Below are 8,560 nucleotides of genomic sequence, written 5' to 3'. Positions count from 1 at the left end.
ATAAGCGCCGGTTTCTGTTATAGGGGTTTTTAAGATATATGCCGACCGAATTACAATAGTAGTAAGTAGTTTTGCATCATAATATTGTAATCTGGAGTTGATACCAAATCTGGCCCTTAAAGGCGCTGTTAATAAGCCCGAGCGAGTTGTTGCTCCAACCAAAGTAAAAGGACTTAAGGAAATCTGAACCGAGCGGGCATTGGGGCCGGTCTCCAGCATAATATCAATCTTGAAATCCTCCATGGCAGAATATAGATATTCTTCAACCAAAGGACTTAAACGATGTATTTCATCAATAAATAATATATCTCCTGTATCCAGATTAGTTAATAAACCAGCTAAATCGCCCGGTTTATCTAATACATGTCCGCTCGTTATTTTAATACCAACACCCATTTCGTTGGCTATAATATGTGATAGCGTAGTTTTACCTAATCCAGGAGGACCATGAAGTAAAACATGGTCTAGTGGTTCGTTACGAAGCTTAGCAGCTTTTACGAAAATCTTTAAGTTTTCTAATATTTTTTCTTGTCCAGTAAAGTCGTCAAACTCCTGTGGACGAAGCACTTTCTCTATCTCTTTATCCGTAAAAGATAATTTTTCACTGCTCGGGTCAAGATGCTCGTTCATGGGGATGAATTTACGAATATTTTTACTTTAGTTTATTAGTCATTCGTTGAATTAGTCTTTAGTAGATTTTACGGTAGATTATCGACTATAGATAGCCAAATTTTGGTCTTTGACTTTTATATCTATCAATACTTCCTGAACCAGCTTCTGATCTTCATTTCTATTACTCCCCAAAATGCTTCTTTAAAGATTTTTGTAGACATTTTGGAAGTGCCCGCTGTACGATCGGTAAAGATGATAGGGACTTCTACAACTTTAAAACCATGTTTAATTGCTGTAAACTTCATCTCTATCTGGAATGCATAACCTACAAATTTGATTTTATCTAATTTAATGGTTTCCAATACCTTTTTTCTATAACATTTAAAGCCGGCCGTGGCATCCTGGATATCAATTTGTGTTATAAACCTGACATAGACGGAAGCAAAGTAAGACATCAATACCCTGCCCATTGGCCAGTTAACAACATTTACGCCATTAATATATCTGGACCCTACGGCTACGTCTGCACCATTTACACAGGCTTCTCGCAGTTTTATCAGATCTTCAGGATTATGGGAGAAATCGGCATCCATTTCAAAAATATATTCATAGTCTTTTTGGAGAGCCCATTTAAATCCGTGTATATAGGCAGTTCCTAACCCTAGTTTACCAGATCTTTCTTCTATGAAAAGTTGGTTAGGATATTCAGTCATTAACTGTTTAACAATGTCTGCAGTGCCATCGGGAGATCCGTCATCAATAATCAGGACATTAAACGGATATGATAAAGAGAAAACTTTATGGATAATATTAGCGATGTTCTCTTTTTCGTTATATGTAGGAATAATGACGATGCTATCTGACACGGGAAATTGTTCTTTAATCGCGAAATTACGTTAATTTTTTTTATTTGTATCAAGTATTGTCTAGTTGTCCGTTGTTAATTCATCGACTATACAAACTTAGGTCCCAAGACTTATTATAATACTATTTTACATCTCCCATTAATTTCCTTACTAACGGTGAAATACCAATAAGTACGACACCTGCAATTAAAGCATATATAGCTAACTGTTGATATCCTGATGTATAAGCATATAGTTTTTCCTGCAAAGTAGCATTTTCATTAGCTTTCGCCATCCCGGCACCTAAAAGTCCGGCAACATATTGACCATAAGCGCTGGCTAAAAACCACATGCCCATCATGATACCTTGTAATCGGGCTGGTGATAATTTTGTCATAATCGAAAGTCCGATCGGCGAAAGACAAAGCTCACCTAAAGTTACCACAAAATAAGCTACGGTAAATACATCTAAAGATGTCACGCCGTTTGCATTAGCGAAAAAGCGTGTGGCATAGAAGATATAGAAAGCACCTGCTAAGAATAAAAATCCGAGACCAAACTTTACAACAGTATTTGGTTCTATTTTTCTTTTGGCAAGGGCTATCCATATTAGTCCAACTATGGGCGCAAAAATAATAACAAACAAAGAGTTTGCAGAGTTATTCACTCCGTTGGGATCTAATTTGATGGTGTTCAGAATGGTATTATCTAAATTGCTGGCTGCAAATAGACTTAGTGAACCGCCGCTTTGCTCAAAAAAGGCCCAGAATATAATAGAGAAGATAATAAAGACAAGAGCAGCAATAAGTTTTTTGCTTTCTTCCCAGGTATGCCTGGTCATTTCAAAAAAAAGATAGAGTAAAGTTACGGGGCCAATAATATACATGAAATAATCGGTATACGCTGTTTTTGCTACCATCGTCATGATGATTGGAATGGTTGCCAAAGAACCAACGAAGACAGCTAAGTTATACCAATTCTTACTTTCGTGTACCACTACAGTTTCTCCTTTTTCGTTAACTATGGTTTTTTTGAAAGGAGAAAGTCCGATAGGGCCAAGTGTCTTTTGTGTAAATGCAAAGGTTATCAAGCTTATAGTCATAACAATAGCTGCCAAACCAAAAGCAACGTTCCAATACAGATGATTGGGGATTAAGTGTGCAAAAAGTTCGCCTTTACCAATGGCAATACAAGCATATCCTCCCATTAATGCTCCTATATTAATGCCAGAGTAGAAAAGAGAAAAGCCTGCATCTCGTCTGTTATCATTTTTCCCATATAAAGAGCCTACCATGGTAGAAATATTCGGTTTGAAAAAACCTGTTCCGACAACAGTGAAACTGATACCCAGAAAGAAGTAAGTGTGTGGTTCGAAAGCTAAAATTAAACTTCCTATGATCATTAGGAGCCCGCCCCAGAATAAAGATTTTCTGAAACCTAAAATCTTATCTGCAAATAATCCTCCAATAAAAGTAAACGCATATACAAAAGCTTGAGTAGCTCCATATTGTAGGTTTGCCGTTTCTTCTGACATTAATAATTCGTGGGCCATAAAGAAAACAAGCATTCCCCGCATTCCATAGAAACAGAAACGTTCCCACATTTCGGAAAAGAACAGGTACCACAATTGTTTGGGATATTTACCCTCGAAGTTTTGTATATTTTCTAATGTTTGGTTATCAGAGGTCATCTTTTATTTATTATAGAAAAAGCTGTTGTTAATTAACCAACAGCTGATCTAAAAGTTTTTAAGCTTTATTTACTTTACACCGTGCATCAATTTCCTCATTAAAGGAGTTAACATCATAATTAACAAACCTAAAGCTATTGGTATGATGGTGAAAATTAAAAAAAATGTTGCCATAGAATACTGGGCTGTAATCTCATCAATCATGCCTCCCATTGTACCGGCAATCTTATTCCCGATGGCAATGGCCAGATACCAGATTCCAAACATAATGGCAATCATCCTCCCTGGTACCAATTTACTTACATAAGATAAGCCAACTGGCGAGATACAAAGTTCGCCCATGGTATGAAAAAGATAGGCCAAAACTAACCAGATCATACTTACAGATGCGGTTTGAGCACCCTGTGGGATACCAGAAGCTCCGTAAGCCAGTGCAGCAAATCCAGTTCCCAATAAAATCATTCCAAACCCATTCTTGTAAGTAGCAAAGGGATTGTACTTACTTTCCCATATTTTGGAAAATAAAGGAGCTAGTGTGATAATAAAAAGTGCATTTAATACACCAAACCATGTTGCCGGAACTTCTGCCTGCTCGGTAGCATATTGCTCTTTAAGCATAAAAAGCACCAGGCTCCAGATAATCAGAAATGCTATTGCCAGAATTGTATTTCCTAGCGAAAAGCGCTTAAAAGTTTTATTGAAAAGTAAGAAAAGAACATAGGTGATAATAATTAAGGGAACAATTGTAATAAGGGTATTTACAATATTGAAGGCAATTTTTGTATTTCCCTCTAATATTCTGGCTGTATAATCTTTAGCAAATATTGTCATAGAACCACCTGCCTGTTCAAAAGAAGCCCAAAAGAAAATAGTGAAAAATGCCAGGATGATCACAGCAATCATTTTATCTCTTAGTATTGGCGTATATTGAATAATCCTTTTAACCAGGATAAATAGGAAAAGGGCTAAAGCTATACAAATAACAAATGTATTTCCGGTGATGTTCCCAACGTTGAAACTAAAGAGATTTACAGAGGTTATTTTTGATAAAGGATCATTGATAACCCAGGTTAGTCCCATTACCGCAATGATTGAAATTAGCGTTAAATCGAAATTAGAAAACGGATTTCGTTTTGCTTCATCAGGACTTTCATTAACAGATTTCACAGTTTCGCCATCATAAACGGGTTTTTTGCCAATATCCCCAAATATGCCTTGGGTGAAATAGAACTGAAGCATACCCAAAAGCATAAAAATTCCAGCTAAACCAAAACCATAACTCCAACCCCAATCAGGACTCTCGCCAATGTAGCCACATAGCAGCATTCCCAGGAAAGCGCCAGCATTTACACCCATATAGAAGATAGTATAAGCGCCGTCTTTTTTTTCGGGATGTTTTTCGTACATCTGAGCCACAATAGAGGTCATGTTAGGTTTAAAAAAGCCGTTGCCTAAAACCAATAGACATAAGCCCATGTACATGAAAATAGGATTAAACTCAAAAGCCATAGACAAATGACCAAGTGTCATGAGTAGGGCTCCGACAATTACCGCCCATCTGTATCCTATTATTCTGTCTGCAACATATCCACCTAATATTGGAGTTAAGTAAGCTAAAGAAGTATAAGAACCATATATTGCTAAAGCATTTTCCCGGGGCCATCCCCATCCAGAGTTATCGCCTACGATAGAAGAGGTTAAAAAGAGAACAAGCAGGGCCCGCATACCATAGTATGAAAAACGTTCCCACATCTCCGTAAAAAAAAGAACAAATAATCCAGAAGGGTGACCTAAGACAGTATTTTTGAAGAAATCGTTTTCAGTCTGTTGACTTTTCAGCATAAATGTTAGTTAGTATGTTTGTTCCCCGTACGGGATTAAATTCCAATTATATTAAAAAAATGTTATTGAATCTTAAATGAAACAATCAATTTACATACTAAACTGAAGAAGTCAAAATATCGCCTTAATATTTCCTGATAGGAGCAGTACCGGGATTAATTTTGGAAGGGTCTACAAAAGAATCATCACTATCGTCCGGAAGATTCTTTAGATTCATATTATCGATATAGGTCCATTTCCCATTTCTATATCGGTACCCGTCATAGCTTAGGTCCGGGACATATTTATTTTTAACTTCTTTGAATTCTTCGTTAGGTGGAATCAGATGGTCAAAAACAAAAACTTTATCATCTTTTACATATTTCAATAACATGGATGCGCTGCTATTGTAAAAGAAAACCCGTCGGTTAAGATAGGTCTGACTTTTGGCACTTTCCTGAAATACAGGGACTTCTCCAAATATAGCTTTTCCGTTTTGAATGCTTAAAGTTTCTATCACCTTCGAACTGGTTTCCATATCCTGACCTTTCCAGCCCAATAGTATATAATATGGTTTCTTGCCAAATACAGGAATAATATTGTAATACACAGCTCCGTACCATTTATTGTTAGGAAGGGATGTTTGTTCTAATTCCTGGTTTATTTCCAGTGACCCGTCTATCAATGGTATGAGCTCTAAACGTTCGGAGTTATTGAGCTGGATTGCCCCATAGTATCTAAAATTTCCATTGTTCCCAAATACAAACCACGAAAATATTCTAAATTTTTTATCATCAGAAGTTTTTATAGATATGATATTTTCCAGTTTATCAAATTTGTAATTAAAAGATCCTTTTGTTTTTAAACTGCTAATAAGTGTTTTTATAAAATTTTCGTTTGCTTTAATGCGATTGTTTTCTACGGTGTCGTTGATAATAATTTGCCCAAGATTTTTGAGGGAATCTTCATATTGGTAAATAGATAATTCTGGTTGCTGAGCCTTTGCTTTTAAACAAAAAAGAATAAACAAGAAGGCGATAACTATTCTCATAACTTTCTATAAACGATGGATCTTAAAGCTTGCAAGTTATTCAAAATAGAATAAACGAATAAACTAAATTTATATTACCAATATTAATAGCAAACTTAGTGACGGTATAACTGTTTTTTGTACTATAAGTGCTAGTTCATCCAAAAATCATATTTTTGAAAATAAATAATTTCCTGTGAGCCGATTTAATAAAAATACTCATCAGATCCTGTATAGAAAGTATGCTTCAATTGTGAAATATCTGTTGATGACTTTTTCTGTAATTTTTATCACGTTTGTTTTGCCCAAGCAACCTCGGTTTAAATTTGAATTCGAGAAGGGGATGGTATGGCTGCATGACGATTTGGTGGCACCGTATAATTTCTCTATTCGTAAAAAAGCTGCTGAAATTAAGCAGGATAGAGAAAGTATCTCAAAATCTATTTTGCCAGTGTATAGAATGGATGAGAAGGTTTTTGAAACACAGATTAGTCAGTACCAGGCAGATTTTGAGGCAAAGTGGTTGGGAGCCTCTTTACCAGAGGGAGATATCAAGGAAAGGACATTTGAATTTGGTTTTTCTGTATTAAAAGGATTATACGAGAAGGGAATTATAGGTCTGAACCAAAATTATCAAAAGAATCAGAGCGACGGGAGTTATCTGATCACTCTGCTTAAGAACAATGTAAGATCTGAGGTAAGTACAGCCACTCTTTTAACGCCTTCGTCTGCTTTGTCTCAGGCCAGTGAAAAAATAGTAACCAATAAATCCGTCCGTACAGATATTCTAATTGCTGTAATTAAAGACAGGATAACTCCTAATGTGATTTTAGACGAGAGATTTACAGAAGCGTTGGAAAGACAGGCGGTAGAAAATGTTTCGGTAACCAGGGGAATGGTTCAAAAAGGTGAAATTATTGTAGAGAACGGAAATGTCGTTAATGAAAACGTATATCAAAAACTCGAGTCGTTAAGGCAGTCGTATGAGGAGAATGCAAAAATGCGCGGCGACAGGAAGCAGGTTTTTCTGGGACAGTTCTTAGCAGTAGGGTTGGTAATCACCTTATTAATGGTATTCCTTTATTTATTCAGAAAAGATATTTTTCAGGATAATCGAAAAATTGCATTAATCCTTCTGGTTATTATTGCGATGCTGGTTTTCCTTTCCTGGGCAGTAAAAATTAAACTACCAAGTGTATATTATATACCTTATGCTATTGTACCTATTATCATCCGTATTTTGTTCGATACGCGTTTGGCTCTAAATATTCATTTATTAGTCGTACTTGTTGCAGGTTTCTTTGTGCCCAATAGTTTTGAATTTGCATTTTTACAGACTACTGCAGGTATGGTGGCTATTTATAGCATTAAAAACCTGGTAAGGAGAGAACAGTTCTTAATTAGTGCTTTGCTGATTTTGCTGAACTATTTTGTATCATATCTGGGGATTTCTTTAATCAGAGAAGGATCTTTAAGTAGTGTCGAGTGGCTCAAATTCTTACCTTTTGTTTTTAGCGTACTGCTTTCTTTGCTAGCTTACCCATTAATATACTTATTCGAAAGGATGTTTGGTATAACTTCTGATATTACTTTGATGGAGCTTACCAACACCAATAGTACATTGCTGAGAGAGTTGGCATTTAAAGCTCCGGGAACCTTCCAACATTCTCTACAGGTAGCAAACCTGGCCGAAGCGGCAATTTATAAAATTGGTGGAAATGCCCTTTTGGTAAGGGCCGGGGCACTGTATCACGATATTGGTAAAATCGAGAATCCACAGTTTTTTGTCGAAAATCAAATAAAGGGAATTAATCCGCATGACAAATTATCTTATGAGGATAGTGCCCAGATAATCATTAAACATGTTGAGAATGGAATAGAACTGGCCCGAAGATATAATTTACCAGAAGTCGTTATAGACTTTATCAGAACTCACCACGGAAACACCCGTGTTGATTATTTTTATCAATCATTCCTGAAAAATTTTCCTGAGAAATTTATAGATGAGAATATATTCAGATATCCTGGCCCTATTCCTTTTTCAAAAGAAACTGCAGTTTTAATGCTGGCCGATTCTGTAGAAGCGGCTTCCCGTAGTATGAAAGAACCGGATGCAGAATCTATAAATAACCTCGTGGAGCGTATTATTGATTATAAATTGGAGCAAAATCAATTAAATGATAGTAATATTACTTTAAAGGAGATAGAGACTATCAAGTTGATTTTCAAGACAATGTTGATGGGAATTTATCATGTCCGGATGGATTATCCAGAATAGTTTGAAAATTTCTTTTGAAGATATTATCCTATTGTTATATTTGCATTCCCAAACGGGAGGAGAGGTGTCCCAAAGGGACTCCTTCGGAGCCTGAGAGGCCGAAAGCCAAGGGGATAAACTTTTGATAATGTATTATACATATATTTTAAAAAGTTTAAAAGATAACAAGTACTATTATGACAGTTGCCAGGATTTAACGTTGAGGCTTGAACAGCATAATAGTAAAAAGGTAAAATCTACTAAAAGTAGAGTACCCTTAGTTATCCACTATTTCGAGCAGTATG

At 36.0% G+C, this 8,560-nt stretch carries 7 protein-coding genes; 2 read left to right on the top strand and 5 right to left on the bottom strand.

Annotated elements, in window-relative coordinates; all coding sequences use genetic code 11:
• The 5 genes from ruvB to ABWO41_RS12655 all read right to left on the bottom strand — a co-directional run.
• Positions 1–630 (bottom strand): Holliday junction branch migration DNA helicase RuvB (ruvB, locus tag ABWO41_RS12675; RefSeq protein ID WP_353138459.1); only part of this gene is annotated, 630 nt, incomplete at its 3' end.
• A gap of 125 nt (positions 631–755) precedes the next feature.
• The gene (locus tag ABWO41_RS12670) at positions 756–1,478 is read right to left on the bottom strand and encodes a polyprenol monophosphomannose synthase (protein WP_353138456.1); all 723 of its coding nucleotides are present in this window, start codon (positions 1,476–1,478) and stop codon (positions 756–758) included.
• Positions 1,479–1,599: 121 nt separating this feature from the next.
• Positions 1,600–3,147 (bottom strand): peptide MFS transporter, encoded by a 1,548-nt coding sequence (locus ABWO41_RS12665; RefSeq protein WP_353138453.1) that lies wholly within the window; start codon positions 3,145–3,147, stop codon positions 1,600–1,602.
• Positions 3,148–3,216: 69 nt separating this feature from the next.
• Entirely contained in the window at positions 3,217–4,989 is a 1,773-nt protein-coding gene (locus ABWO41_RS12660) for a peptide MFS transporter (RefSeq protein WP_353138450.1), read from the bottom strand.
• 124 nt (positions 4,990–5,113) lie between these two features.
• On the bottom strand, positions 5,114–6,019 hold the full coding sequence (locus ABWO41_RS12655) for a hypothetical protein (RefSeq protein WP_353138447.1): 906 nt from the start codon (positions 6,017–6,019) through the stop codon (positions 5,114–5,116).
• Between the two features lie 247 nt (positions 6,020–6,266).
• Between ABWO41_RS12655 and ABWO41_RS12650 the strand changes: the two genes are divergently transcribed.
• Complete coding sequence (locus tag ABWO41_RS12650) at positions 6,267–8,276, top strand: HD family phosphohydrolase (protein WP_353138444.1); 2,010 nt, start codon at positions 6,267–6,269, stop codon at positions 8,274–8,276.
• 127 nt (positions 8,277–8,403) lie between these two features.
• Positions 8,404–8,560 (top strand): GIY-YIG nuclease family protein (locus ABWO41_RS12645; RefSeq protein ID WP_353138462.1); only part of this gene is annotated, 157 nt, incomplete at its 3' end.

It is taken from the genome of Pseudopedobacter sp. (assembly GCF_040392825.1).
GTDB lineage: Bacteria > Bacteroidota > Bacteroidia > Sphingobacteriales > Sphingobacteriaceae > Pseudopedobacter.
The sequence above is the reverse complement of the archived record's forward strand: the minus strand, read 5'-3'. Positions and strand labels throughout refer to the sequence as shown.

Excerpts from the sequence above, each read along its gene's own strand:
- ABWO41_RS12660 (WP_353138450.1), bottom strand. The coding sequence starts at position 4,989 with ATGCTGAAAAGTCAACAGACTGAAAACGATTTCTTCAAAAATACTGTC.
- ABWO41_RS12665 (WP_353138453.1), bottom strand. The coding sequence starts at position 3,147 with ATGACCTCTGATAACCAAACATTAGAAAATATACAAAACTTCGAGGGT.
- ABWO41_RS12650 (WP_353138444.1), top strand. The coding sequence starts at position 6,267 with ATGACTTTTTCTGTAATTTTTATCACGTTTGTTTTGCCCAAGCAACCT.
- ABWO41_RS12655 (WP_353138447.1), bottom strand. The coding sequence starts at position 6,019 with ATGAGAATAGTTATCGCCTTCTTGTTTATTCTTTTTTGTTTAAAAGCA.